The sequence below is a fragment of the Bradyrhizobium sp. USDA 4452 genome (assembly GCF_054063575.1).
Map to the genome: position 1 here is coordinate 7,522,134 of NZ_JBSSGK010000001.1, position 24,423 is coordinate 7,546,556.

The window sequence follows — 24,423 nt, forward strand, 5'->3', positions numbered from 1 at the left end:
GTCGCGGCGCCGGAATATCCGGACAGGCCACGGGTTGATGTCAGCGGGCTAAAGCAACCATCGGGAGAACGAGATGAAGTTCACTGCGCATATCGCGGTTCCTGCCTGTCTTGCGTTCGTCGCCCTGGCCGCGCCGCCGGCAGCGGCGCAGACCGCCGACACCAGCTTCTTCGTGACCAGCAACGGCATCGGCAACGGCGGCAATCTCGGCGGCCTCGCCGGCGCCGATAATCATTGCCAGACCCTGGCGCAGGCCGCGGGCTTCGGTGCGCCGAAGACGTGGCGCGCCTACCTCTCGACCCAGGCGGCCGATGGCCAGCCAGCCGTGAATGCGCGCGATCGCATCGGCAAGGGCCCGTGGAAGAATGTGAAGGGCGTCGTGGTCGCCAGGGACGTCGCCGACCTGCACAGCGCCGGCAACGCGCTGACCAAGCAGACCACACTCTCCGAGAAGGGCGAGGTCATCAACGGTGTGGGCGACACGCCGAACCGGCACGACGTGCTGACGGGATCGCAGGCGGACGGGACTGCGTTTTCGGCCGGCGAAGACCGCACCTGCAAGAACTGGACGAGCAGCACGCAGGGCGCCGCCATGGTCGGGCATTTCGACCGCAAGGGGCTCCGCGACGACGAGCCGTCAAAATCCTGGAACATGTCGCATCTCTCGCGCGGCCCGGATGGCGGCTGCTCGCAGGCCGATCTGAAGAGCACCGGCGGCGACGGCCTGCTGTACTGCTTCGCGGCGAATTGAGGGGTGAGAGAACGAAGCTTGAGCGGCGGTCGCCTGGCGCGCCGCCGCTCACGGGATAATTCAGATTGCCTAAGCCCGTTTCTTCTTGGAGGCCTTTCTGACGGTCTTCTTCGTAGTCTTCTTTTTCTTTGCGGTTTTCTTCTTCGCCGCGAAATAGGCCTCGACCTTCTTCGAGGAATGTCCGACCTCGGCCACCGCGGCCTTGAGGCGGGCAGGGGTCACCTTGAACTTCTTTGACCAGTAGCGGACCTCGTAGGGCTCGCTGATCGCGATCCGCGCGCGGTCGGCGGCCATGTGCCGCTGCTCCTTGAAATAGGCTTCAACCTTCTTGGCGGAATGCCCGACCTTCTTGACGGCGGCCTTGAGCTTTGCCGGCGTGACCTTGAACTTCTTGGACCAGTACGCAACTTCGTAGGACTCGCTCAACGCGATCAGAGCGCGATCTTGTGCGCCCCGCTTCTTCTTGTTGTCCGCCATCAGTTGATCCTTCATCGAAGACTCGATGCTGGAACCTTAGCAGTCTCCGCGCGGTTCGCACAGACGCACCGCGCTCAGTGGACGATCTGGCTGCAGCACAGCTACGATCGCTATGAAGTAAGGCTGTGCCGCGAAGTTTTTGGAGGTAAGTGCATGCACTATCAGCTCTACTACTGGCCGATGATCCAGGGCCGCGGCGAATATGTTCGGCTCGCGCTCGAGGATGCGGACGCTGAATATACCGATGTCGCGCGTGGCAAGGGCGGCACCGGCGCCATGATGAAGATGATGGACGCGCACAAGGGCACGCCGCCCTTTGCGCCGCCGTTCCTCAAGGCCGGCCAACTCGTGATCGGGCAGACCGCCAACATCCTGCTCTATCTCGGCGCGCGCCATGGCCTCGCGCCGAAGGCGGAAGGCGGCAAGCTCTGGGTGCATCAATTGCAGCTGACGATCGCGGACTTCGTGCTGGAGATTCACGACACCCATCATCCGCTCGGCCCGTCGCTGTACTACGAGGACCAGAAGGCGCCGGCCAAGAAGCGCACGGAGGAGTTCTGGAAATCGCGGGTGCCGAAATATCTCGGCTATTTCGAGGACCTGATCGCAGCGAACGGCGGCGGCTTCGTCACCGGACGGCGGCTGACCTATGTCGACCTGTCGCTGTTCCAGATCGTGGAAGGCCTGCGCTACGCGTTTCCGAAGCGGATGGCCGCGTTCGAGAAGAAGGTCCCGCGCCTGATCGCGTTGCGCGACCGCGTCGCCGAGCGGCCGAACATCAAGGCGTATCTGGGAAGCGAACGGCGGATTCCGTTCAACGAGGAAGGCATCTTCCGGCGCTACAAGGCGCTGGATTTGTAGGCGCGGTCAATCCGGGGCACGCGAAGCGTGAGCGCGGAGATCTCGAGATTCCCCGATGCGCAATTGCGCATCTGAGGTTCGGTCCTGCGGACCGCCCGGAATGACGGTGTGTGAACGCTACCGGTTTTTCCCGTCGACCGGCGTCATCTTGATCTTCGACAGGTCGATGCCGTCGATACAGCTGACATTCAGCGCCACGATATCGGTGCCATCGGGTTTCTTGCCGCGCGCGAACACGTCGACGCCGCAATCGACGCAGAGCTGGTGGCGGATCGCGTGGCGGTTGAACAGATATTCCTTCAGGTTCTCGGCGCCGGCGCGCAGCTGGAAGCTCGATGGCGGCAGGAATACGAAGTGCAGGCCCTTCTTGGTGCAGATCGAGCAGTTGCAGGCGGTGACCATGGCCATGTCGGTGGTGCATTCGAAGCGCACCTGGCCGCAATGGCAGCCGCCGGTGTAGGTCTTGGTCTCGGCCATGCTGGTTCCTCACCACAGTCCTGGCACGAGGCGATAGCGAACCCGTGCCGCATAATCGGCATAGCCCGACAACCCCGCCAGCAGCGTGCGCTCCTCGATCCCTGTGCGGAACGCGAACATCGCGAAGAACACCGGCACGAAGGCGAGGCCCCACCAGGAGCCGAGCGTCACCGGCACGCCGATGAAGAACAGCATCACGCTCGCGTACATGGGATGGCGGACCAGCGCGTAGGGGCCGGTCGAGATCACGTGATGATGGCGCTCGGTCTGCACCTTCACGACGGGTGCTGCGAACGAATTGGTGCGGAACACCCACAGGACCAGCACGGTCGAGAGCACGTAAAGTGCGAGGCCGAGCACGATCAGCGTCGCGCCGGCATTGGCGCCGCCAAAGCGCCGGTCGAGCCCCATCGCAACGAACCACAGCACCGCAACGACGAGGAACACCAGCATGAAGCGCTTGTCCTCCGACGGCTGGCCCTCACGCGCGGTGAGACGCATGCGCTCGGCCAACAGGCCGGGATCGACTTTGGCGAGCCACGCCCCGCAGGCCGGGCCGATCAGCGCCGAGGCGATCAGATACGCCCAGGCGCCGGGCCAGTGCAGCGTGCCGGCGAAGCCAAACAGCAGCGCGGCCATGGCGACGACGAAGAAGGTGTTCTGCACGAGGAGCTTTGCGATCATGGGGCGGCTCCGTGATTCCAGCCGCGATTATCGCACTCTTTCTCCGGCAAGCATGCGACCGCAATCATCAACTTTCGGAGTGGGCGACCTGTTCCTGCGCCGCGACCGCATTGTCTGTGCATTGACAATCGTATAAGCAATTGCTTATACATTAGCATGACCACCGCCATGCAGCTGACCAATGTGCTCAAGACACTCGCGGACCCGACGCGGCGGGCGGTGTTCGAGCGGATCATCCGGGAAGGGGAGGTCGCCGCGACCGGGCTGGTGCAGGGCTCCAAGGTGTCGCAGCCGGCGGTGTCGCAGCATCTGCGCGCGCTGCGCGATGCCGGGCTCGTCGCCGAGCGGCGCGAGGGCCGCCACATCCATTATCGCGTCGCGCCGAAGGGGCTCAGCCCGCTGATCGACTGGCTCGGCCATTACCAGACGTTCTGGGCCGAGCGCTTCGCAAATCTGGAACGGCTGTTGAAGGAGAGTGAGTGATGGGTGAGACGCACGCGATCACGGTCGAGAAGGTGCTGCCCTATGCCGCCGACAGAATCTGGCGGACGCTGACCACGAGCGACTTGCTGATGAAATGGCTGATGCCGAACGATTTCCAGCCGAGCGTCGGGCACAAGTTCAACTTCCGCACCAAGCCGATCGGCGACTGGGACGGCGTCGTGCATTGCGAGGTGTTGAATTGCGATCCGCCGCGCCTGCTGCGCTATTCCTGGAAAGGCGGCGCCGACACCAATCCGCAATACGGCTCGAAACTCGACTCGATCGTCACCTGGACGCTGACGCCGGTCGAGGGCGGCACGCTTGTCCGCATGGTGCATGACGGCTTCGTCTTCCCCGGCAACCGCTTCGCGTTCGACATGATGAGCCCGGGCTGGGGCAAGATCGTCGATGCGATCGGGCGGGTCGCCGCGGAAGCCTGACCGATCACTCGTTCTTGCCGCGCCGGACCGTGATCGATGCTTCGGTCTTGTTGCGCGTGCATTCCAGGTTGAGGCGGCGATAGCGCATCGTGATGGTGTTGCCGCGCAGGATGCCCATGCGCTTCAGGCAGCGCGAGGTGCCGGTAGCGGCGTCGTCCTTCGGCACCGTAAAGACCAACGCCGTGGCGGAGCCGACCAGATTGAAGAATTCCGACTTCATCTTGCGGTCGGTCTTGGCAAACAGCTCGATCGAGTAGTCCTTGCCACGGCAGCCGAGCGACAATTCCTTCGCCGCCGGGTGTGTGAGGTATGTGATGTTGGCGGCGCTGAAATTGACCTTCAGCCCGTCGATCTGGCCGGCGAGCTGCTTGGCGATGTCCTCGCAGGGATCGGCATGCGCGGGCGCGGCAGCGAAGGCTGTCGCCAGCGCGATCAGCGCGGCCGGCAGAAAAGAGCGGATGCTCAAGGGAAAGCGTCGGCGCAACGGTGCTGTCACGAAATACCCCCGCGGTATGAAAATACGCGAAGCTACATGCAGGCTCCCGCGCAGCGCGTCAATACGGCCCGGTCAGGATGCGCACTTGCCGTCCTGCACTTTGGAAGCGCCGGCGGCGCGGCGTTCGCAATCATTGCCATAAGTCTTGCCGTCGCAGCCGCACACCGGTTTATAGATCTTGTTGCAGATCGTCGGCCGGAACGCGCAGCTGCCAGTCTGGTCGGCGCGGCCGCATTGTCCCGGCTTGAACTGGCAGAACTGGCCGCTACGGCTGCACTGAACGCCGGCAAGGCCGCCGCACGATTTGCCGAGGCGGGCCGCATCGGCGCCGGTCGGGACCGCGATCAACAAGGCCAGCGCTGCGAACCAGACGAAAAGCGCTGTCTTCATGATGGTCTCCTGATGGCTTCCACGACCGCTTCGCGGATCATTGGAGCGTTGTGGCAACCAGAGATTACCGACGGATGAAGGGTAACACATGGATTGCCGGTCCCGTGCATGGCTGGAAGGCGGCCGGCTTCCCTTTCCTTTGTCCGAAAAAGGCTTAGAACGGCTCTACATTCCGGCGGCCGCACGGCCGGACCGGCTTTACGAACCCGACCTGCAAGCCCAAAGAGCAGCTCATGAACGCCCCCTCAGCCTTCCCCGACCAGAAGCCCGTTCCGCCCTACAAGCACACCCCGCTGTTCCCGCTGGGTGCCGACACCACGCCCTACAAGAAGGTGACGAGCGAGGGCGTCCGGGTCGAGAAGGTGCTGGGCAAGGACATGCTGGTGGTGTCGCGCGAGGCGCTGCGGGCGCTCTCCGAGGCCGCCTTCGGCGACATCAACCACTATCTGCGGCCGGGCCATTTGAAGCAGCTGCGCTCGATTCTCGAGGACAAGGAAGCCAGCGACAACGACAAGTTCGTCGCCTTCGACTTCCTGAAGAACGCCAACATCGCGGCCGGCGGCGTGCTGCCGATGTGCCAGGACACGGGCACCGCGATCATCATGGGCAAGAAGGGCTGCAACATCATAACCGACGGGGACGACGAGGCGGCGCTTTCCGAAGGCGCGCGCGACGCCTATCTGCGCCGCAACCTGCGCTACTCGCAGGTCGCTCCCTTGTCGATGTATGAGGAGAAGAACACCGCCAACAACATGCCGGCGCAGTGCGAAATCTACGCCGAAGGCGATGATGCCTACAAGTTCATGTTCATGGCGAAGGGCGGTGGCTCCGCCAACAAGAGTTTTCTTTTCCAGGCGACGCCCTCGGTGCTGACCAGGGATCGGCTGCTGGCGTTCCTGAAGGAGAAGGTGCTGACGCTCGGCACCGCGGCGTGCCCGCCCTATCATCTGGCGATCGTGATCGGCGGCACCTCGGCCGAGCTTTGCATGAAGACGGTGAAGCTTGCCTCGGCGCGCTATCTGGACGCGCTGCCGACCCACGGCTCGGCCGATGGCAACGCGTTCCGCGATCTCGAGATGGAGCAGGAAATCCTCAAGATGACGCAGTCGCTCGGCGTCGGCGCGCAGTTCGGCGGCAAGTATTTCTGCCATGACGTGCGCGTGATCCGCATGCCGCGCCACGGCGCCTCGCTGCCGATCGGGCTCGGCGTCTCCTGCTCGGCGGACCGGCAGGTGCTCGGCAAGATCACCAGGGACGGCGTCTATCTCGAGGAGCTCGAGCACAACCCGGCGCAATATCTGCCCGCGGTCGAGCAGTCGCTCGGCGGCGATGTGGTCAAGATCGACCTCAACAAGCCGATGAAGGAGATTTTGGCCACGCTGTCGCAATATCCGATCAAGACCCGCGTCTCGATGACCGGCACCATGATCGTGGCGCGCGACTCCGCGCACGCCAAGCTGCGCGAGCGGCTGGAGAAGGGCGAGCCGCTGCCGGACTACTTCAAGAACCACCCGGTGTACTACGCCGGCCCCGCCAAGACGCCCGATGGCTACGCCTCCGGCGCGTTCGGCCCGACCACGGCCGGCCGCATGGACTCTTTCGTCGACCAGTTCCAGGCTGCCGGCGGATCGATGGTGATGGTCGCCAAGGGCAACCGCGCCGTCGCGGTGCGCGAGGCCTGCAAGAAGCACGGCGGCTTCTATCTCGGCTCGATCGGCGGCGCGGCGGCGAACCTCGCCGAGCACTGCATCAAGAAGGTCGAGGTGGTCGAATATCCCGAGCTCGGCATGGAAGCGATCTGGCGCATCGAGGTCGTCGACTTCCCGGCCTTCATCATCATCGACGACAAGGGCAACGACTTCTTCAAGGAATTGAATCTGGGTTGAGGGCAACAGGCCTCGACGGATTCTCCAAAGGCTGGGTCGCCGTCACCATCGACGGCGACCGGCGCACAATTTCCTTTCACCGCGATGTCGCCGACGCGCTGACGCGTCCGTTCGATCGTGCCGGGATCGATATCCCGATCGGCATGACCGATGACGGCGAGCGCGATTGCGATCGTCTGGCTCGCGCGCGGCTGCGCCCGCACACCTCGCGCGTCTTCACCGGGGCGCGCCGCTGGCTGTGGCAGGAGTTTGACGATCCAGATCAGGCGAATGAGGAAGCGCTGCGCCGCGGCCAGAGCCGCGTCTCGCGCCAGCTCTGGCATCTCGGCAGCAAGATCATGGAGGTCGACGCGTTTGTGCGCGCCAATGCCGCGCGCGACGTCCGCGAGGTGCATCCCGAGCTGGTGTTCCTGCGGCTGAACGGCGGCGCGCCTTTGCCGCGCAAGAAGTCGGAGGAGGGTGATGCACTTCGCCGCAAGCTGCTGAAGCGATCAGGCTTTCGCGAGATCGATCGCTGGCTCGGCGAGGCGCGGATCGGCACCGGTGCGAAGCGCGACGACGTGCTGGATGCCTGCGCGGTGGCGGTCGCAGCCCATGAACCAAACGGCTGCGTTCCCGAGGGATCGCAGCCGTTGGATGCCTATGATCTGCCGATGCGGATCTGGTTCTAGATGGTGCGGTTACGCTCGTGTGCCGGTGAAGGGGAAGCTGCCCATCGGGCCGATACCCATCTCGCCGGAGATGCCGTCGCCTGTGACCTTGCCGGTGAATTCGAGCGTCAGCGGCATCGGGTTGGTGATGGAGACTTTCCAGGCGACGCTGTCGCCATTCACGGTACCGTCGAAGATCTCGGTGGAATTTCCCTCGGCACCCTGCGTGCCGGTGAGCGTGCCGCCGGAGCTTGCCAGCGACAGCGTCGCCTTGCGCTCGCCCATCGGTGTCGTCATCGTCAGATTCCAGTTTCCGTCCACCGCCATTGATGTCTCCCTCCAGTTAACAGCGTGGGCGGCGGTATAGCCCATCTTGCCGCGCACGCCTAGTTCGCGGCTGCGGCGATCAGGCGCGGGCCGCGGCACGCAGCCGGTTGCCGACCAGGAAGCGGAACGCGACGTACTGGATCGCGAAGGCGGCGATCTTGGCGCCGAGCAGAACCACCGATACGTAGAACGCCCACAGCTTGATGTCGCCGATTGCCGCGATCGCGATGGTGCCGGCGGCGAGGATGAACATCAGTCCGGCCCAGGCATAGCCGGCGAGGGTGGCGTATTCCGGAATGGTCTCGGTCACGATCGGCGGCAGATAGCGCAGCATCCAGCCGCGTTTGAGCATGATCGCGCCGATCGCGATGTGGCCGATTGCAGGCTTCGCCAGCACGAAGCGCGGATCGTTGGTGAGCAGTGTCGCGCCGCCCAGCACGATCACCAGCCCAAGGCTCGCCCAGGTCATGTAGCCGAGCGCCTGTCCCTTGACGCGCGCATAGACCACTTGGGCAATGGCACCCACAATCGCGACAGCGGTCGCGATCAAGACGTTGTCGGTGGCGAGGTAGACTACCAGAAATACGATGGTGGAGAGAAAGTCGCTTGCGAGCCTGGCAAATACGCTCTTCATCGTCGTGGTTCCCGTTTCCTCGATACGATCGTTGTGATGTCGTTGTGGCAGCGTCTAGCGTGACGGCAGCGCGCCGGCCGGCGGCGTCCCGTACTTGGCCGCGCGATATTGCGGATACCAGCGCGTGAAGCCCACCGCGGCGTTGCGCGCCGCAAAGGCGACCAGGAGGCCGGTCCACAGCGGCACGGCCGGCACATAGAGCACCGCGATGTTGCCGATCAACATCAACAGCGTCGCAGCGGTCCAGGCTGCGGTGATCAGGTAGTTGGCATAGAGGAAGCCCGGCTGCCTTGCGATCTCGGCATTGACCTGCTCCAGCGCATATTGCCGCGTGAAGGGATGGCCGATCAGGATCGAGCCGAACGACACCAGCAGCATGCCGGCATCGACGGCGATCTTCACCGCGATCGTGCTCGGCGTCGGATCGACGAAGGTGAGGTAGCTGCCCACTGCGGTGAACACGATCACTGAGCCGAGGCCGAGGATCTTGATGCTGCGGCCCCGCGCGATGTCGAACGCGATGACGGCAAGGCAAATCAGCGCAGCAGCGAGCAGACTCACCGTGGCCGAGGTCACCAGCATCAGCGTGGCGTAAGCGCCGTAAGGGGCGAGGATCAGGAAGATCGTCATCGGGAGCCTCAAAGGCCAATCTTTACATCGTAAAGATACCTTAAGGGCGGGCAAAGCGAGCGTCAAGCGATATCTTTACAGTGTCAAAATCGTGATGCAATCTCAAGAAAGTGAGTGAATTCATGTTGATACATCAGCGGTCGTGGGCTGCTCGTTGTGCTGGCAGCGGTCGCGGCCGGGCCTGCCCCAGCCATCCTCGTCTTTCTCGCAAGAACCAACAAGGAATGCCCGGGACAAGCCCGGGCATGACAAGTGGAGAGACTGGGCATTCTCAGGCTTGGAGTGACGCGCAGCTACTCCGCACCCACCCAATTGCCGTGGAATCCATCGGGCACGCGGTGACCGAGATGAACCAGCGCGGTTGGACCAGTCTCGACATCTTGCGCGTTGAACACGGCGAGGTCGCTGCGGTTCTCGCGGGCACGCCACACCACTGCGAGCAGCCAGCCGTCGCCTTCCTTGGCGTCGGCGCTGCGCTCGACGAACACGGGCTCGGAGATGGTGTCGCCGGCGGGCAGCAGATAGTGGCCGAGCCGCTTGCCGCGGCCGTCGACATGCACGATGCCCGACAGCGCACCGAACATCGGCAGATCGGGGTTGGCGCAGGCGTACCAGCCGTGATTGCTGGCAAATCCCGCGCGGCGATCGTCGACGCGGGGGAATTCGCCGGTGAGGTCGTCGAGATAGGTCTGCGTGAAGCGGTCGGTATTGCCGGATAGATCGAACGTCCAGCGGCAATAGCGCGCGCGGTTCTTCTTCGGGTCGGTCGGCGAGCCGTCGGGATGGTTGAACAGCGGCGCTTCCTCGAACTGCATCACGTCGGCGATGATGCGATTGCCTTCTTCCCACGCGTTCATGACATGGAAGACGTAGCAGGTCTCGGCGCGGAACCAAACGATGCCCTTCGACGCGCCGCTGCGGTTCATCACACCGACATAGGCGCCTTTCTCCGGCTCCCAGGCGTAGGGCGCCTGTCCCTTCATCGCGCGCTGCATGCTGCCGGTGATCGGCAGGATCGGAAACAGCACATGGTTCTCGGTGACGATGAAGTCATGCACCATGCTGGCATAAGGCGCTTCGAAGCGTTCGAACCGGGTCACCACGCCGGACGAGCTCACGGCTCCGTACGACAGCGCCGGCGTCAGCGGGCCCGCGGCATTGTAGCCGAAGAACACCATCTCGCCGGTGACCGGATCGATCTTGGGATGCGCGGTGAAGGGGCCTGAGATCGCGCCCTTGTAGTCGCAATAGCCGAGGCGATTGAGCGTGCCGGGCTCGATCTCGGTCGGCAGATGGCTCTCGACGAGCGCGAGCAGCTTGCCACCATGGTAGATGATGTTGGTGTTGGCGACGCAGCCGTCGGTCGTGATGTCGGCAGGAGCGTCCGGCATCTTGCGGCCGAAGCCGCCGAACAGTGCGCGGCCGGCATCGTGCTCGGCCTGCCATTTCGGGGTGCGGACCCAGCGGTTGCGGTAGCTGGCGCGGCCGTTCTCGAGATGGAAGGCGTGCAGCATGCCGTCGCCGACGAACCAGTGCGCGCCCGGCGCGTCGAACTGCGGATTGGGACCGTTGCGGTAGAGCGTGCCGTTGAGCTCGCGCGGCAATTCGCCCGTGATCTTCAGGAACGGCGCATCGGCTTCAAACGGAATCGGCGCCAGATTGGTCCGCGCCGTGTTGGAGGTGACCTGGTCGAGCATTCGCATCTCCCCGCATTATAATCTTTACATCGTAAAGATATCAGTAGGGATGACACCATTGCTCGTCAAGCAAAATCTTTACAGTGTAAAAATTGCGACCTATAAGATCCGGATGGCAAGATTATCCAAACAAAACAAGGCGGCTCGCCCGGCACGGGCCCCGGCGCGCCGGGTTGCGCGAGCTACGGCCGATCGTCCGCGGCGCCGGAGCAACGACACGCCTTATCATCATGGCGATCTGCACGAGGCGCTGCTGAGGGCCGCCGAGCGCGTGCTGGAGCGTGATGGGTTGGCCGGACTGACCTTGCGTGCGGTGGCGCGCGAGGCAGGCGTGTCGCATGCGGCTCCCACACATCATTTCGGCGACCTTACCGGTTTGCTCAGTGAACTCGCGGCGATCGGTTTCCGGCAATTCGGCCAGGCGATGGCGGCGGCGGACGCTTCAGCGGCAACACCGCCCGAAAAGGGAGTGGCGAGCGCCAGGGCTTATGTCGCCTATGCGCAGGCGCATCCCGGTATGTATGGGCTGATGTTCCGCAGCGAGCGGCTCGATCATGCGCGGCCGTCGCTGCACGAGGCGTCAGAGGCTTCGTTCGCCGGGCTGACCCGTGGCGTCGCCGCCAGCCGGCATGAACAGATTTCCAAGGAGCAGCTTACATTGGACCAGGCGGCCGCGATCGCGTCGGCCTGGTCGCTGGTGCATGGCTTCACCATGTTGCTGCTCGACGGACGCCTCAAGACGATTCTGGATCGGGCGCCCGAGGGCACATCTGTGGAAACGTTGTTGACCGCGATGCTGCGTTTGTCCGCGGGCCGCTCGGCGCGGACTTAACCAAGCAACCCTCGTCGTGCTGGCGCGTTGACGCGACATGGCACGATCGCCCCGCGTTCCCTGGAAACGTCCGAACCCGCGCAAGCGGGCGGGCAAATCATCGAAGCATTTGTCGCCGCCCAGGAAGGCTGCGGCCAAGGCGGCCGCACGGCGTGCCGGACGGCGCTATCCAAACCTCGTGGACAATATGCGCATGGCAGCAAAGACGAAGCGCAAGACAAAGACCTCTGGACGGAAGCGGGCCGCGTACAAGCGCACCGCTGCGAAGAGAAGCTCGGCGAAGAGAAGCTCCGCGAAGAAGAGTGCGGCAAAGAAGCGCAAGACCGCAAAAGCGTCGGGACGAAAGCGCGCCGGCGGCAGCCGCGAAAAGGATCCGCGCGGCGGCCTCACCGCGGCGGGCCGCAAGGCATTCGCCGAGAAGCAGGGCGCGCATCTGAAGCCCGGCGTCACGAAGAAGGAGTCCGAGATGACGCCGCAGGACATGCGGCGCAAGGGCAGCTGGGCGGTGCGCTTCTACGGCCGCAAGCAGTTGCCGCCGCTGGTCGATGATCGGGGACGGCCGACGCGACATGCGCTATCGGCCCATGCCTGGGGCGAACCGGTTCCCAAAACGGTGGCCGCCGCGCGTCGCATCGCGGCCAGGGGCGAACGGTTGCTCGAACGCTACAAGCGCGCAAAGCAGCCGAAGCGCTAGCGCTTCGTCAGTGAGGTGGTGCGGCCGCTCTGTCCGATCGTCTTCACCTGGTCGGCGCCGCATTTGAAGTCGCGGGCGAAATCGTCGGCGGCCTGCCTCGCCAGCTCGTTGGCGTTGGGGTTGGCGGCGACGTCGACATAGGCGACGTGACAGACCTCGCCCGGCGGTAGCCGCGTCACCGCGAGCATTGCCCGTGAAACCGGACCGCCGCGCTTGTCCTGCTCGCTGTTGTCGGCGATCTGCCAGCGCTGGATGATCGCGAAGGGCTTGCTGTCGGCGGCACGCCATTCGACCGTATCGCCGCTCGAGCTGAACGGGCCGAACCAGGCCTGCGCCGCCGGTTCCCTGGCTGCTGCCGCACGGTTTCGGCCGACCGACACCACTTCGCGCAGGTCGCCCTCGTTGATCAGCACCACGAGGCCGGATTTCCCCGGGCAGACCCGCGTGGTGCTGCCGTCCTCCTCGTTGGGTTTGCCGATCATCCGGCAGGCCTTCGGCGCGGTCGATGTATAGAAGCTGCTGATCGTTTGGGTGCCAGCCTGACCAGGATTTGCGCTGGCGAGCGCCACAACGATTGTTGCAAAAGCAGGGTATTTCATCGGGGGAAACCTGCAATCCGGACGTTACTTTGTGTCTGACATATGCAATCTGGGGAAGGTTCAACAGACACGCGGGAAACACCTGACAGGCGCGCGGAATCGTCCTAGAAGGGCGGCTTCGCAACTTCTGTCGCGTGCACCTTGCGTGCCTTAGCCTTGATCGTCATGCCCGCATCATTATCGCACAAGCCCTATCGCGTCGGCCGTTCCCGTACTGGCCTTGGCCTCTTCGCCACTAAGCCGATCAAGAAGGGGACCAAGATCATCCGCTATTTCGGGCCGCTGCTCGACTCGAAGAAGAAGGATGAGGACGCAATCGAGAACAAGTATTTGTTCGAGCTCACCAATCGCTGGACCATCGACGGCTCGATCCGCGAGAACGTCGCCCGCTACATCAACCACGCCTGCAGGCCGAACGCGGAGTCCGACGTCAAGCCGCGCAAGCGCAAGGTGTTCATCCGCGCCATCAAGGACATCGAGCCGGGCGACGAGATCAACTACGATTACGGAACCGACTATTTCAAAGCCTATCTGAAGCCGATCGGCTGCAAGTGCGACGCTTGCGAGAAGAAGCGCAAGAAGAAGCGCGCGGAGGCGAGGGCGGAGCGGCTGCGGCTGAAGGAAAAGGCCGAGCGGAAAGCCAAGCGCGAGGCCGAGAAGGTCGCTGAGAAGCGGGCCAGGCAGAGGAAGGCCGGCGCGAAGAAAGTCGCGAAGGCCAACGGCAAGCTCGGCAACGGCAAGACGTTGAATGGCAAGCACCTCAACGGCCACAACCTGACGGCCGCAGCCGGCAAGCGGGCAACGCCGTCAAAGCGCGGCGCCGCGCGTGTGCTGCAGGCCTGAGTTCCGAAACCGATCCGGCTCGCCGATCGTCATGACGCGCGCGCCGGATGGCGCCCAGGACGCGGCAGGTAGGCGCATTCGGCGAGCGTGGTTTCGTCAAGCTCGCGCATGAAGGCCTCGCGGGCCGCCGCGAGCTTCGCCTTCAGGCGGCAGCGCGGCAGCAGCGCGCAGTCTCCGCCATCATCCCTGAAACATTCGACCAGCGCGCTGCCGCCTTCGAGCGCGCGCACCACCTCGCCGAGCGTGATCGCCTGTGGGGCGCGCGCCAGCGAGAATCCGCCGCCGGCGCCGCGCTGGGTCGCGATGAAGCCGGCCTCGGCGAGGTCGCGCACCACCTTGGCGAGATGATTGCGGGAGATGCCGAACTCGGCCGCGATCTCGCTGGTCGCGAATGAGCGGCCCGGCTCGCCGGCCAGCCGCATCAGCGCGCGCAACGCAAAATCCGTGAATGATGTCAGGCGCATGAAAGCCCTTTGAAATCAGCTCTTGGAAATCGGCGCTTGGCGGATCCGCTATAGCAGTCTAAATAGGTATTTCAAATACCTATTTAGGATGTGAGGCATGACGGCAGCAGAGCGCCGCGAGCGGATCACCGCCGAGATCATCGCGCGGACCGGGATCACCGAGGCCATGATCGAGCAACTGGTGCACGGATTCTACGCCAAGGTCCGCAAGGACCCGATGATCGGGCCGGTGTTCGAAGCCAGGATCACCGATTGGGAGCCGCATTTGGCCCAGATGTGCGCGTTCTGGTCCTCGGTCGCGCTGATGACCGGGCGCTATCACGGCACGCCGATGGTCAAGCACATGAAGCTGCCGGTCGATGCCGCGCATTTCGACCGCTGGCTCGAACTGTTCGAGGCAACCGCGCATGAACTGTGCCCGCCGGTCGCAGCGGATCATTTCATCGAGCGCGCGCGGCGTATCGCGGCGAGTCTGGAAATGGGCGTCGCCAGCGCGCAGGGCGTGATGCTCGGTGTGGGCGAGCGTTACAGGCAAACTGAAGTCCGAACGGCACAGTAGCCTCGCAAAGGCAGAGGCCGCCCGGAAGGCGGCCTCCATTCGGTGGACGGTTAGTAACAGGGTTGCCCCAGCCTCCACCTCGTTGCGCACTTCAAATTGGGACCCAAGGCAATTCCCGGTCTCGCATCGCAACATGTGGCGACTATTGCCGACCGAGCCGCTGATCGGAATACGATCTTTGTGCAGATTTGTGCGCTGCACCCGGATTTGATACGCATCAAGTGAGTGCTTACGTTTCGTTCCAGTCTTGCGCTCCGATCTGGAGGGGCAATGGCGCGAGCGGACGAAAAAGGGACGGAAAAGTCTCTCCGTCCTGCAAATGGTGATCAGTTTCGCGGCTTCGTCGAGTATGCGCCTGTTGCGATCGCCATGTTTGATCGCGAGATGCGCTATTTGGCGGCGAGCCGGCGCTGGATCGACGATTATGGCCTGCTTGGAAAAATCGAGGGCCGGTCGCATTACGAAGTCTTCCCGGAGATTCCGCAAGCCTGGCGCGAGATCCACCAGCGCGCGATGAACGGCGAAACCTGCAGCTCGGACGAGGAGAGGTTCGAGCGCGTCGACGGGACGGTGCATTGGCTGAGGTGGGACGTCCGGCCCTGGTTCGGACCGGACGGTGATATCGGCGGGATATTGATCCTCACCGAGGATATCACCCGCAGAAGGGCGGCCGAGGAAGAGCTTCGTCGCGATCGCGAACTGTTGCGCGCCTCAGAGGATCGGTATCGCGCGATATTCGAGGCGGCGCCCAATCCGATCATCCTGATCGACGCGCGAGGGATCATCGAAGCGGTCAATCCGGCGATGCTCGCGGTCTTCGGCTATCAATCAGGCGAGTTGCTCGGCAAGAACGTTGCCCTTCTGATGCCGGAGGCCGACGCGATGGCTCACGACGGCTATCTGCGCCGATATGCCGAAACCGGCCAGGGGAATATCATCGGCATCGGCCGCGAGGTAACCGCCAGGCGCAAAAACGGCACCGTGTTTCCCGCGGAACTGGCCATCACCACCTGGCGAAACGAAAATGGTGCGCAGCTCTATTGCGGCACGCTCTCGGATGTGACCGAGAGAAAGCAGGCCGAACGGCTGGTAGCCGAGAGGCAGCGGCTCGACGCAGTCGGACTGCTTGCAGGTGGCGTCGCTCATGATTTCAACAACTCGCTTGCCGTCATTCTGGGAAACCTCGAACTCGCCGAGCCACGAATAGGCGATCGCGTGGCGCAGCATCTCGTCAGTCGCTCGCTGCAGGCGGCCAAAATGGCCTCTACGGTGACCCGACGCTTGCTGGCGCTGGCACGCAAGCCCGAAGGCGAATGGGAGATCGTTTCACTCAACGACGTCGTGCGCGAGACGGTGCCGCTGCTCGAGAGCCTGGTTGCGGGCCAGTGGACGCTGCGTCTGGACCTCCTCGAGGAACTCTGGCCGACGCGAGTCCCTGCGGGTGAGCTGTGCAGCGCGCTTCTGAACCTGGCCGCAAACAGCCGGGATGCAATGCCTGAGGGCGGCAACATCACGATCGCCACGCGTAACATGCATGTGACGGAAGAGGCCGGCACAGCCGCACCGGGCCGCTTCGTGTGCCTCTCCGTGACCGATACCGGCGAAGGGATGCCGGCCGATGTCCTGCACAAGGTCTGGGAGCCGTTCTACTCGACCAAGAAACCGGGGCGAGGCACCGGATTGGGGCTGACCACGGTCAAGAACCTGGCAAAGCTCGCAGGCGGCTTCGCGAAGATCGCCAGTGCGCCCGGAAGGGGCACCACTGTGACCCTCCATTTTCCATGTATCGAGGCTGCCATATCGGCACAGATGCTTGCTGATCCGCTGCCGATCCCGTTCGGCGACGGCGAAGCCATCCTGGTCGTCGACGACGATGATGAGGTGCGCGAGATTGCTATGAAGCGGCTGGAAGCGCTCGGCTATGTTGCGCTCGAAGCGCGAACCGGGGAGGAGGCCGTGACGACGTTGCGGAACGATGACGCGATTGATCTCGTTTTTGCGGATGTGGTGATGCCCGGCATGTCGGGGTATCAGCTTGCAAAATGGATCCGCGCGCACCGGCCGCGGACGGCGGTCGTACTGACCAGCGGCTATCCCGGTGAAGTCAGCACCGGGGAATCCAGCAATGGATCTGCGCTGCTGCTCAAGCCTTACAGCCGCGAGCAACTCGCGCGCAGCATCGAGCAGGCGTTGGCGGCGAGACCAGCACCGGCAATCTAGCTGCATGCTATCCACAAAACACATAACCCACCCCTCTGACGCTTTTGATCAGATGGGGTTCGTCGGAGAGCGGCTCGAGCTTGCGCCTCAGGCGGGCAACATGGCCGTCGAGGCTGCGATCGAGCGGGGACCAGTCGCGTCCTCGCAAGTAGGTATTGATCTCGTCACGCGAGAGGACACGTGATGGATGGCGCAGGAAAAGCTCGAGCAGTTTGATTTCGGTCTCGGTCAGGTCGATGACCTCTCCGTTCAGTCGGCGCAGCGCGCGGCGCCGGAGGTCAAGAATCGCATGGTCGAAAGTGTAGGCGTCGGGAACGGAGCGTTGATTCTCGCGGGTGTCGTCGTAGCGGTCGAGCAGCGTGCGCACGCGCAGTATGACCTCACGGATGTGGAAAGGCTTGGTGACATAGTCATCGGCACCGTGCTCGAGCCCGCGGACACGATCGATCGGCTCAGCCCGGCCCGTGATGATCAGGATCGGCACGTTGATCATGGTCCTGATCTCGCGCGCCAGCTGCAAGCCATCGTCTTGGCCGAGCCCGATGTCGAGCGTGATCAGGTCAACGGTGCTCTGTTCTAGTTGCTTGATTGCCGCTTCGCGACTTTCGGCTTTGTTCACTACGAAACCTTCTGCCGCCAAGCCAGACGTCAACACCGCTCGAACCTCTGGATCGTCGTCTATGACGAGGACGGTTTTTTGTGGAAGCCGCATGCGTGAGACCAATTCTGGATGCGCGATTGTATCAGTTTCTGCTGCATTTCATTGAGGTGGATCAATGCCACATGCTGCAGGGCCGCACGGGCATCGTCGACAAATCTGCACAAATCTCGAATCGCATCGACCGCGCTTGCGCGGCTACGTTGCGCAAGCGACCAAGGACGAAACGTCTAGAGCGGCTGAGAGCGGCAGAATGTCGGAAACCAGCAACTGCTTCCAGAACGAACGGCAGGACCCCATCACTCCGATGGAGGCGTACGATCCCGCTTATTGGCGGCGATGCGCGACATGGGCGCGCACGAAGGCAGGCCAAGCACCGGCACACCGGGCGGCGGCACTCGCGCGGGAGGCTGCTGATTATGAGCGGCTCGCGGCCTACGCGAACGCTGTTCGGGCCGCGGGCGAGGCCACGGTCTAAATTCTGCCCCGGCGCGCCCAGACCGCCCCCCAGCCCCCAAACAGGTTTGACGCGCCGGGGGCTCTTTCCAAGCTGCAGAATTCTATGCCGCGGCCATACCCTCGCTCCTCCGCAACCCGACAAATTGCAACTCGGCGAACACGCCGGTAGCGATCGCCTGGGCGAGGACCACGAGTGTTCCGACCAGGTTCGGCGATACTGCGCCCGACAGCAGCAGCGCGACGCTGGCCAGCGTCCAGGCCGCGTTGCCGGCGACCACGAGGATCACGGGTCCTTTCGGCAGCGAGGTTCGCGCGGCGAGAAAGCCGACCAGCGCGGTATAGGCGATCAGGAACAGCCCGGTCTCGCGCAGCAGAGCCTCCGGCAAGCCGAGCAGCGATGCCAGCGCGCCGGCGTCGAGCACCATCGCGACAGCCGATGTGCCGCTGAACACGGCGTCGGCAAGCAAGGCGCGGCGCAGCAGCTGGGACGAATGGATCATGGCAGTGTCTCCTCGAGTTGGGTTGGGTTTTCAGCGCATCAGGGATTGCAGCTGACGCCACAGGCCCTTGCCGACCCTCATCTCGACCGCATGGACCTGCGCGAACACGAACATGCTGGTCGCGTGCACGAGCGGCTGGGGCATGTTGAGCGAGCGCGCGACCAGCCAGGTGGCGAGATGGATCAGCCCCGGGAGCAGGACGGCGAAGGCGCGGATAAGGAACAGCATCAGCATGGTCATCTCCTGTGCCGTGGAAGATGAGCCGGCCCGCGCGCCAATTCGATTACCTCAGGCGTAAAAAATTGACCTGTTCGAAGGTGTTCGATGTCGTTCGCGCGGCGAGTAAAACCCCTTGAAAAACAGGTGCTTCTGCGTACATCGGTGTCCGTCACTGTTTGTTCTCATCCGCCTCCAGCCGCCCGATTTGTTGGTATTTTTGTTGGTATCGGGAGAACAAACGTTCTCGGTGAAATTACGATATTCCGAACGAAAGGAACCCGGAGGAGATGGCACGCGACAAAGGTGAGGACGCCAATCCCAGGCAGATCAGGACTGACGTCGACTGTCGCGCGGCCAAGCCGAAGTTTGAGAACGGGGCGTGGCGAGCGACCAAGATTTCTGACGCAACAGGCGGCGGGCTCTATCTCTTGATCACGCCGGATCCGAACGGAACGGGCAGAGCGGGTTCCAAGCTCTGGCGAATGGCCTATCGTTTTCACGGCAGGCAAAAGACCTACTCCATCGGGCCTTACGGCAACGGCAACGACGGCACCGTCTCGCTCGCCGCGGCGCGCCAGAAACGTGACGCTGCAAAGGCTCTGCTAACCGAGGACAGGCCAGTTGATCCCTCAATCGAGAAGCAATTCGAGCGGCATCGCCAGGCGGCCGAACGTCCTTTCGGCGTGTGGATCGATGAATGGCTTGCGGAGAAGAAAACCGAGAAGATCAAGCGGGGCAGGCTTGTCACAGTGCGCAGTGCGCAAACCGTCGCGCTGCTTGAAAGATGGTCTGGCTACCTCAAGGATCGTTTCGGCAACTTCTACCGGCCGGACATCAAGCGCCCCGACGTGCTTGCCTTCTTTCGGACGATGCAGGCCGATGGGAGGTTGGAGACCCGTGACCGGGTTCATAGTATCGGCGAGCAGGTCTGCGATTATGCCGACCTCGAAGGCGACGGCTACAATCCGTTCCGAGCCTGCAAGAAGCAGCTCAGTGTGAACGTCTCGACGCCGCGCCCGGGCGTCACTGAGCCGAAGGATGTCGTTCGCCTGTTTAGCCTGATCATGCCGCCATGGGAGAAGGCCAGATTTGGCGATGTGGTCGGTGATGCCCTCCGGGTCGACGCATTGACGGTCCCCCGTCCCGGCATGATCAACGCCATGGAATGGGCGGAAGTCGACTGGGATGCCAAACGCTGGACCATCCCCGCGGCGAAGATGAAAACCGGATGGGACCATGTCGTCCCGCTGTCGCGGCAGACGCTCGCGATCCTGCAACGCGTGCAACAGATCACGGGCAATCGGCGCTACGTGTTCGCTTGCGCCGAAGACGCGCCGTTGTCGAGCAGAACGCTATGTCAGCGACTGCGCGCCCTCGGCATTGATACCAAGGCCGAGCATTGCGCACATGGTTTCCGCACGACTTTCTCGACCCTTTGCCACCATGAGGAAATCGAGGAAACCAAGGTATGGGACGGCGACACCATCGAGTTGCAATTGGCTCACCTCGACAGCAATTCAGTTAAGGCGACCTATAAACGGCACGGGCCGTTGGCGCTGATCGGTTCACGCACCAAGCTGATGCAGCATTGGGCCGATCGCATCGATAGCTTTGCTGATCCAAGAAAGTCCGCGCCCGCTGAAGGGTTCGTGAACCGCTAACTAGAAGGTCTTTCGCTAGGGCCTCGGCTCGATGCGAGGCAGTGTCATATGATAGTCATCGATGGAATCGGCATCGACCATGGTCTGGCCCTCCATTTTGTAGGCTATGATTTTCCCCTTCTTGATTAGTTCGTAGGCCTTGGTTCGGCCGAAACCGCCGCGCTCTAAGGCCTTCTTCAGCGGAATCAGATTTCGTTTGCGCTGGGGCTCGTCCATTGTCGCCGTCGATCGCGCCTGCGCGCTTGTCCTGCCAAAGGCTTTACGCCAACGCAATCAATCATGTCTTCCGCACGACGGTCGAGGGAAAGCAAGGATGGCTTCGAGTATTGTGGGACTGCCGAGAGAGCAGAAAGCTCTCGTGAGCCAGTGAGATCGGAGAAGAGCCTAGAGATCAACTTCCAGTGTCTGGCCTCCACAACATCCTTTGTCATGGTTCGTTTGTTTAGGACGCATCAGACCGCTAGTTGTCGTTGATTACTCGAGCTTGTCCAGTGATGGATTGGACAGAGAGTTCAAGCTTTTCAGTTGGTTAGAGGGCGGTGTGTGCACGACGTGTGCACCGGGAGATCAAGAAAAATCTCGTTTGGAGAAACGTGCGCGGTCGGTCGAGTCGAGTCCGGGCACAGTCTCTGTGGCCGAGTGCTGGGGTGCAAGAGCGGTAGCGTGACCTCTTGGACACACCATCCGGACCTGGAAATTGGTCGTCGGAGTTGATGCGAACGCCGCGCCTCCCTCAAGCTTTGCGCATGTCAACAAATCGACCGCGCAAGGCGCGTCGACTACCGGCCGTTCCCGCAATACTCTGCCGCGGTCTGGCTCATGACGCAGTTGAAGCGGTGCAAGATAGCCGACCGGCAGATCGGCTTACAGGGAGCGAACGAAAGAACAGCGAGGGGCTTGGCCGAAAGATAGGCCCGCGGGTCAGCACAGTAAGGAGGCGAGATCGATCGACGCGCAGCTAGGCCACAAGCTGTCTCCGCGCGAACTCTGCGAATGGACCGGTTCCGCTCGTCAACTCGTCATAGCTTCCCGATTGTACGATCTTGCCACCGACCAGCATCACAATTCTATCCGCATGGCGGATCGTGCTCAGCCGATGCGCGATGACAATCCGCGTAACGTTGAGCCGCTCCAGCGACGCGCCGACGATCGCCTGCGTCTGGTTGTCGAGAGCGCTCGTCGCTTCGTCAAAAAGCAGGATGCGTGGCGAACGCGCGAGCGCGCGGGCAATGAGCAGCCTCTGGCGCTGTCCACCCGAAAGCGTATTGATGCCTTCGGCAACGAGCGTGTGCATACCCATCGGCATCTGCCGAATATCCGCGTCGAGCGCCGCCAGCCGCGCGGCTTCCCAGGCCTTTTCCAGCGTCAGATCGACGCCGCCGCAAATATTTTCGTACAGACTGCCTGTTGCGAGCTTCGTGTCTTGCAGCACGACGCCAAGCTGGCGGCGCACGTCATTGGTCTCGATCGTGTTCAGCGCCTTGCCATCATAGAAGATCGTCCCGGCTTCCGGTCGTTCAAAGTCCAGCAGCAACCGCAACAGCGATGATTTTCCGCTCCCCGAAGGACCGACAATCGCTACATACTCCCCCCTCGAAACACGCAGGGTGATATCGTCAAGGATGATCGGTCCACCCTCGATATAGCGGAAGGTGACGCCGGAGAACTCGATCTCGCCTGAGAGCTCGCCTGCCGGCCGCCGATCATCTGCGATCTCGGCCGCAGTGGAAAGAATCGGCTTCAGCCGGGTGAGATGGGGGATGACCACCAGCGATTCGCTCATGCTCGAGGCAAAGTTGCCGATCGCTGCCGTGGTCTGGCCGAAAGCGGAGAGGAAGCCGAGAAAGGCGCCGAGATTGGCCAGGAGCTGACTGTTGGTGCGCGAGGCGATCGCAAAAATGATCAAGGTGGCGAGAAGGGGAAAGGCCGTCTCGAATACTACCAGAACGTTAGCCGCTCGTTGCGAAGCGATGAAGTAGCGCTTCTGAACAGCAAATTGTCCTGACCATCGCGCAAGTGCGCGACTTGCGGCGTTCGCCACGCGGAGTTTGCCGACGCCGGTGATCAGTTGCAGCACAAATCCACTGACCTTGCCTTGCAGATTGAAGTGCTTGCTTTCGTAGTAGATTCGCACGGCGCTGGAAGTGACGATCGCGGCCGCTCGGAGCGCGATCAGCAGGAGCGCGATGCTGCCAAGCTTGAGGTCGTAGTAGAGCATGAGCCCAATACTGAAAATGCCGAACAGGGCCGATGTAAAGCCTCGCAAGGTCCGTCCGGTAACGATCTGGCGCGTTGCTTCAATGCCCATCGAACGGTCGACCAAATCTCCGGTCGTGTAGTCGCGAAACAGCGACGCCGGCAACCTGAGCAGACGATCGATCAGAGAGGCCTGGAGCCTGCAGTCGAGGAGGCCTTCGAGCCTGAGCGTCACCAGTCCCTGCATTCCCTGCAGTCCCGCCATCGCGATCGCCGCGACGGAGAGCGCTGCCGCGCAAACGACGAGCTGGTCGATCTCCGTGCGGGGGATCACCGAATTGACCAGCAGATTGGTCATTAGTGGCGGAATCAGCGACAGCACCCCGATGGCAATAATCGCGAGGACCATTCGGACCATGCTGCCGGAAAGGCCTCGGGTTGCGAAAGACAACAGATCGCGATAGCGAAGTGGCTGTGCGGGGAGGGTTTTGTAGAAGCTGACGGCTTCCGGTGCGAGACCGTTTGCAACCGAGCGGTTGACCGGTTTCCGCAGTCCCTGCTTCGGATCGACCATCGTGTAGCGGCTGCGCCGGTCGCGGATCAGAGCGACCGGATCGCTTTCGGGGCCATGCCACCCGAGCAGGGGGCCGGCATCGCAGCTCCACCAGCCATCGCGCAACCGTACGCGGCGAATTCGCAATCGCGATGCGCGCGCGATCTGCAGAACGTCGGCGAAGCTCTGGCCTGCGGGATGAGTTCGGCTCGCGTGAGTGATGGAGCTTCCCAATACGTCCGCAACGAGCCGACAACTGGCGAGCAGGGGATCGCTGGCATCCAGCTCGACCTGCGCGCGAGCGGTTGGGGCGGTGACGACTTCGGACAGACGCTCAAGGGCATCCAGCGTCCGCGCACGGGTCAGTTCGGCTCGCCGGGCGAGTTGCTGCCGTTGGGACGACCGTTCACGTCCAAGCGACTGATCTAGACTGGCGGCAATCGCGACATGGAAGCGGTCCAGCGCCGGGCAGATCAGAGGTAATTCGGGCGCGGCCGGATCCGCCTTGATCGTGGAGCCATGCTCGCCGGCTTCCAGCCACACATCCGCTGTGAGCGGGATGGGGAGAGTTCCGGCCTCGAACTCGAGGTCGAGATCCAATAGCTTTACGCTTCCCGCCTCGATGCGGGCCCACAGGATGCTCCGCTTCGGGCCGCGACAACGTTCGCCCGGATGCAGTTCTTTCGCTTCGCCGCCAATCAATTCGAAAGCGTTGTCCGATCGGGCCGAGCCGGCTGCGAGCGTCGACAACCGGGCGATCCAGCCGGACATACGATCCGCGGCGATCTCGCTTCGCGAGATTGTGATGATCTCGGCGTCAGGCCCCCCGATTGCAACGATCCGCAGCTCAATCGCTGACCTTTCACAGGCCGTGTGCAAGTCCAGTATGATTTCACCGATTTCACATCGAAGCAGGTGATGTCGGACGCCGTCCTTCTCCACGGCGAAGATATCGACGTGACCGGCACGCACCTCCAGGACCTCATCGCGTTCGTTGAGGAGAATGGGATGTCGCGGATCGATCGCCATGTGGCGAGCGCCCGGAGGTGCAATCGGCCCTACAGTCGCAAACTCATCCTTGGC

General features: G+C 62.9%; 29 protein-coding genes. 13 read left to right on the top strand and 16 right to left on the bottom strand.

Going from position 1 to position 24,423, the window contains the following annotated elements; genetic code table 11:
• The first annotated feature begins 73 nt into the window (after positions 1-73).
• A complete protein-coding gene (locus ACVISU_RS35365) occupies positions 74-751 on the top strand; it encodes a lectin (RefSeq protein ID WP_456710018.1) in 678 nt (225 codons plus the stop codon).
• Positions 752-820: 69 nt separating this feature from the next.
• Here ACVISU_RS35365 and ACVISU_RS35370 read toward each other — a convergent pair whose 3' ends face one another.
• On the bottom strand, positions 821-1,228 hold the full coding sequence (locus ACVISU_RS35370) for a DUF3606 domain-containing protein (RefSeq protein WP_456710972.1): 408 nt from the start codon (positions 1,226-1,228) through the stop codon (positions 821-823).
• A gap of 153 nt (positions 1,229-1,381) precedes the next feature.
• Between ACVISU_RS35370 and ACVISU_RS35375 the strand changes: the two genes are divergently transcribed.
• Positions 1,382-2,089 carry a glutathione S-transferase gene (locus ACVISU_RS35375; protein ID WP_456710019.1) on the top strand — a complete coding sequence of 236 codons (708 nt, stop codon included), beginning with the start codon at positions 1,382-1,384 and terminating at the stop codon, positions 2,087-2,089.
• Between the two features lie 117 nt (positions 2,090-2,206).
• On the opposite strand, the gene ACVISU_RS35380 is transcribed toward ACVISU_RS35375, so the two are convergent.
• A complete protein-coding gene (locus tag ACVISU_RS35380) occupies positions 2,207-2,566 on the bottom strand; it encodes a GFA family protein (protein ID WP_456710020.1) in 360 nt (119 codons plus the stop codon).
• A 9-nt stretch (positions 2,567-2,575) separates the two neighbouring features.
• Entirely contained in the window at positions 2,576-3,250 is a 675-nt protein-coding gene (locus ACVISU_RS35385; protein WP_456710021.1) for a methyltransferase family protein, read from the bottom strand.
• A 156-nt stretch (positions 3,251-3,406) separates the two neighbouring features.
• On the opposite strand from ACVISU_RS35385, the gene ACVISU_RS35390 reads away from it, so the two are divergent.
• Together ACVISU_RS35390 and ACVISU_RS35395 are read left to right on the top strand one after the other, a co-directional pair.
• Entirely contained in the window at positions 3,407-3,733 is a 327-nt protein-coding gene (locus ACVISU_RS35390) for an ArsR/SmtB family transcription factor (RefSeq protein ID WP_456710022.1), read from the top strand.
• The gene (locus ACVISU_RS35395; protein WP_456710023.1) at positions 3,733-4,173 is read left to right on the top strand and encodes an SRPBCC family protein; all 441 of its coding nucleotides are present in this window, start codon (positions 3,733-3,735) and stop codon (positions 4,171-4,173) included. Before ACVISU_RS35390 ends, ACVISU_RS35395 begins: the two co-directional genes overlap by 1 nt.
• A gap of 4 nt (positions 4,174-4,177) precedes the next feature.
• Here ACVISU_RS35395 and ACVISU_RS35400 read toward each other — a convergent pair whose 3' ends face one another.
• Together ACVISU_RS35400 and ACVISU_RS35405 are read right to left on the bottom strand one after the other, a co-directional pair.
• Complete coding sequence (locus ACVISU_RS35400) at positions 4,178-4,639, bottom strand: hypothetical protein (RefSeq protein WP_456710024.1); 462 nt, start codon at positions 4,637-4,639, stop codon at positions 4,178-4,180.
• Between the two features lie 102 nt (positions 4,640-4,741).
• Complete coding sequence (locus ACVISU_RS35405) at positions 4,742-5,059, bottom strand: Kazal-type serine protease inhibitor family protein (protein WP_456710025.1); 318 nt, start codon at positions 5,057-5,059, stop codon at positions 4,742-4,744.
• A gap of 233 nt (positions 5,060-5,292) precedes the next feature.
• Here ACVISU_RS35405 and ACVISU_RS35410 point away from each other — a divergent pair, with 233 nt between their 5' ends.
• Positions 5,293-6,945 (top strand): fumarate hydratase, encoded by a 1,653-nt coding sequence (locus ACVISU_RS35410; RefSeq protein ID WP_456710026.1) that lies wholly within the window; start codon positions 5,293-5,295, stop codon positions 6,943-6,945.
• Entirely contained in the window at positions 6,942-7,616 is a 675-nt protein-coding gene (locus tag ACVISU_RS35415) for a DUF429 domain-containing protein (RefSeq protein WP_456710027.1), read from the top strand. Before ACVISU_RS35410 ends, ACVISU_RS35415 begins: the two co-directional genes overlap by 4 nt.
• 9 nt (positions 7,617-7,625) lie before the next feature.
• On the opposite strand, the gene ACVISU_RS35420 is transcribed toward ACVISU_RS35415, so the two are convergent.
• The 4 genes from ACVISU_RS35420 to ACVISU_RS35435 all read right to left on the bottom strand — a co-directional run bounded on the left by ACVISU_RS35420 (position 7,626) and on the right by ACVISU_RS35435 (position 10,883).
• Positions 7,626-7,922, bottom strand: coding sequence for a hypothetical protein (locus tag ACVISU_RS35420; RefSeq protein WP_050401168.1), 297 nt, complete (start codon positions 7,920-7,922; stop codon positions 7,626-7,628).
• A 79-nt stretch (positions 7,923-8,001) separates the two neighbouring features.
• Positions 8,002-8,556, bottom strand: coding sequence for an inner membrane-spanning protein YciB (locus tag ACVISU_RS35425; RefSeq protein WP_456710028.1), 555 nt, complete (start codon positions 8,554-8,556; stop codon positions 8,002-8,004).
• A gap of 54 nt (positions 8,557-8,610) precedes the next feature.
• The gene (locus ACVISU_RS35430; RefSeq protein ID WP_456710029.1) at positions 8,611-9,186 is read right to left on the bottom strand and encodes a hypothetical protein; all 576 of its coding nucleotides are present in this window, start codon (positions 9,184-9,186) and stop codon (positions 8,611-8,613) included.
• A gap of 293 nt (positions 9,187-9,479) precedes the next feature.
• Positions 9,480-10,883: a carotenoid oxygenase family protein gene (locus tag ACVISU_RS35435; RefSeq protein ID WP_456710030.1), complete on the bottom strand. Its 1,404-nt coding sequence runs from the start codon at positions 10,881-10,883 to the stop codon at positions 9,480-9,482.
• 112 nt (positions 10,884-10,995) lie between these two features.
• Between ACVISU_RS35435 and ACVISU_RS35440 the strand changes: the two genes are divergently transcribed.
• Both ACVISU_RS35440 and ACVISU_RS35445 read left to right on the top strand, forming a co-directional pair.
• Positions 10,996-11,715, top strand: a complete 720-nt coding sequence (locus tag ACVISU_RS35440; protein ID WP_050401164.1) for a TetR/AcrR family transcriptional regulator — start codon at positions 10,996-10,998, stop codon at positions 11,713-11,715.
• 193 nt (positions 11,716-11,908) lie between these two features.
• Positions 11,909-12,409: a DUF6321 domain-containing protein gene (locus tag ACVISU_RS35445; RefSeq protein WP_456710031.1), complete on the top strand. Its 501-nt coding sequence runs from the start codon at positions 11,909-11,911 to the stop codon at positions 12,407-12,409.
• Here the strand turns inward: ACVISU_RS35445 and ACVISU_RS35450 are convergent.
• Complete coding sequence (locus ACVISU_RS35450; protein WP_456710032.1) at positions 12,406-13,008, bottom strand: hypothetical protein; 603 nt, start codon at positions 13,006-13,008, stop codon at positions 12,406-12,408. The genes ACVISU_RS35445 and ACVISU_RS35450 overlap by 4 nt on opposite strands.
• Positions 13,009-13,173: 165 nt before the next feature.
• Between ACVISU_RS35450 and ACVISU_RS35455 the strand changes: the two genes are divergently transcribed.
• Entirely contained in the window at positions 13,174-13,851 is a 678-nt protein-coding gene (locus ACVISU_RS35455) for an SET domain-containing protein (protein ID WP_050401186.1), read from the top strand.
• A 29-nt stretch (positions 13,852-13,880) separates the two neighbouring features.
• On the opposite strand, the gene ACVISU_RS35460 is transcribed toward ACVISU_RS35455, so the two are convergent.
• A complete protein-coding gene (locus tag ACVISU_RS35460) occupies positions 13,881-14,315 on the bottom strand; it encodes an RrF2 family transcriptional regulator (RefSeq protein WP_456710033.1) in 435 nt (144 codons plus the stop codon).
• Between the two features lie 97 nt (positions 14,316-14,412).
• Here ACVISU_RS35460 and ACVISU_RS35465 point away from each other — a divergent pair, with 97 nt between their 5' ends.
• Positions 14,413-14,874, top strand: coding sequence for a group III truncated hemoglobin (locus ACVISU_RS35465; protein WP_050401160.1), 462 nt, complete (start codon positions 14,413-14,415; stop codon positions 14,872-14,874).
• Positions 14,875-15,144: 270 nt separating this feature from the next.
• Positions 15,145-17,094 (top strand): PAS domain S-box protein, encoded by a 1,950-nt coding sequence (locus tag ACVISU_RS35470; protein ID WP_456710034.1) that lies wholly within the window; start codon positions 15,145-15,147, stop codon positions 17,092-17,094.
• Positions 17,095-17,101: 7 nt separating this feature from the next.
• Here ACVISU_RS35470 and ACVISU_RS35475 read toward each other — a convergent pair whose 3' ends face one another.
• Positions 17,102-17,806, bottom strand: coding sequence for a response regulator transcription factor (locus ACVISU_RS35475; protein ID WP_456710035.1), 705 nt, complete (start codon positions 17,804-17,806; stop codon positions 17,102-17,104).
• A 199-nt stretch (positions 17,807-18,005) separates the two neighbouring features.
• On the opposite strand from ACVISU_RS35475, the gene ACVISU_RS35480 reads away from it, so the two are divergent.
• Positions 18,006-18,230 (top strand): hypothetical protein, encoded by a 225-nt coding sequence (locus tag ACVISU_RS35480; protein ID WP_050401157.1) that lies wholly within the window; start codon positions 18,006-18,008, stop codon positions 18,228-18,230.
• Positions 18,231-18,312: 82 nt separating this feature from the next.
• Here the strand turns inward: ACVISU_RS35480 and ACVISU_RS35485 are convergent, their stop codons facing one another.
• Entirely contained in the window at positions 18,313-18,711 is a 399-nt protein-coding gene (locus tag ACVISU_RS35485) for a hypothetical protein (RefSeq protein WP_050401156.1), read from the bottom strand.
• 30 nt (positions 18,712-18,741) lie between these two features.
• A complete protein-coding gene (locus ACVISU_RS35490) occupies positions 18,742-18,951 on the bottom strand; it encodes a hypothetical protein (protein ID WP_456710036.1) in 210 nt (69 codons plus the stop codon).
• A gap of 266 nt (positions 18,952-19,217) precedes the next feature.
• Between ACVISU_RS35490 and ACVISU_RS35495 the strand changes: the two genes are divergently transcribed.
• Positions 19,218-20,591 carry a tyrosine-type recombinase/integrase gene (locus tag ACVISU_RS35495; RefSeq protein WP_456710037.1) on the top strand — a complete coding sequence of 458 codons (1,374 nt, stop codon included), beginning with the start codon at positions 19,218-19,220 and terminating at the stop codon, positions 20,589-20,591.
• A 15-nt stretch (positions 20,592-20,606) separates the two neighbouring features.
• On the opposite strand, the gene ACVISU_RS35500 is transcribed toward ACVISU_RS35495, so the two are convergent.
• Positions 20,607-20,807 carry a hypothetical protein gene (locus ACVISU_RS35500; protein WP_456710038.1) on the bottom strand — a complete coding sequence of 67 codons (201 nt, stop codon included), beginning with the start codon at positions 20,805-20,807 and terminating at the stop codon, positions 20,607-20,609.
• A 742-nt stretch (positions 20,808-21,549) separates the two neighbouring features.
• Positions 21,550-24,369 carry an NHLP bacteriocin export ABC transporter permease/ATPase subunit gene (locus ACVISU_RS35505; protein WP_456710039.1) on the bottom strand — a complete coding sequence of 940 codons (2,820 nt, stop codon included), beginning with the start codon at positions 24,367-24,369 and terminating at the stop codon, positions 21,550-21,552.
• Between the last annotated feature and the right edge of the window lie 54 nt (positions 24,370-24,423).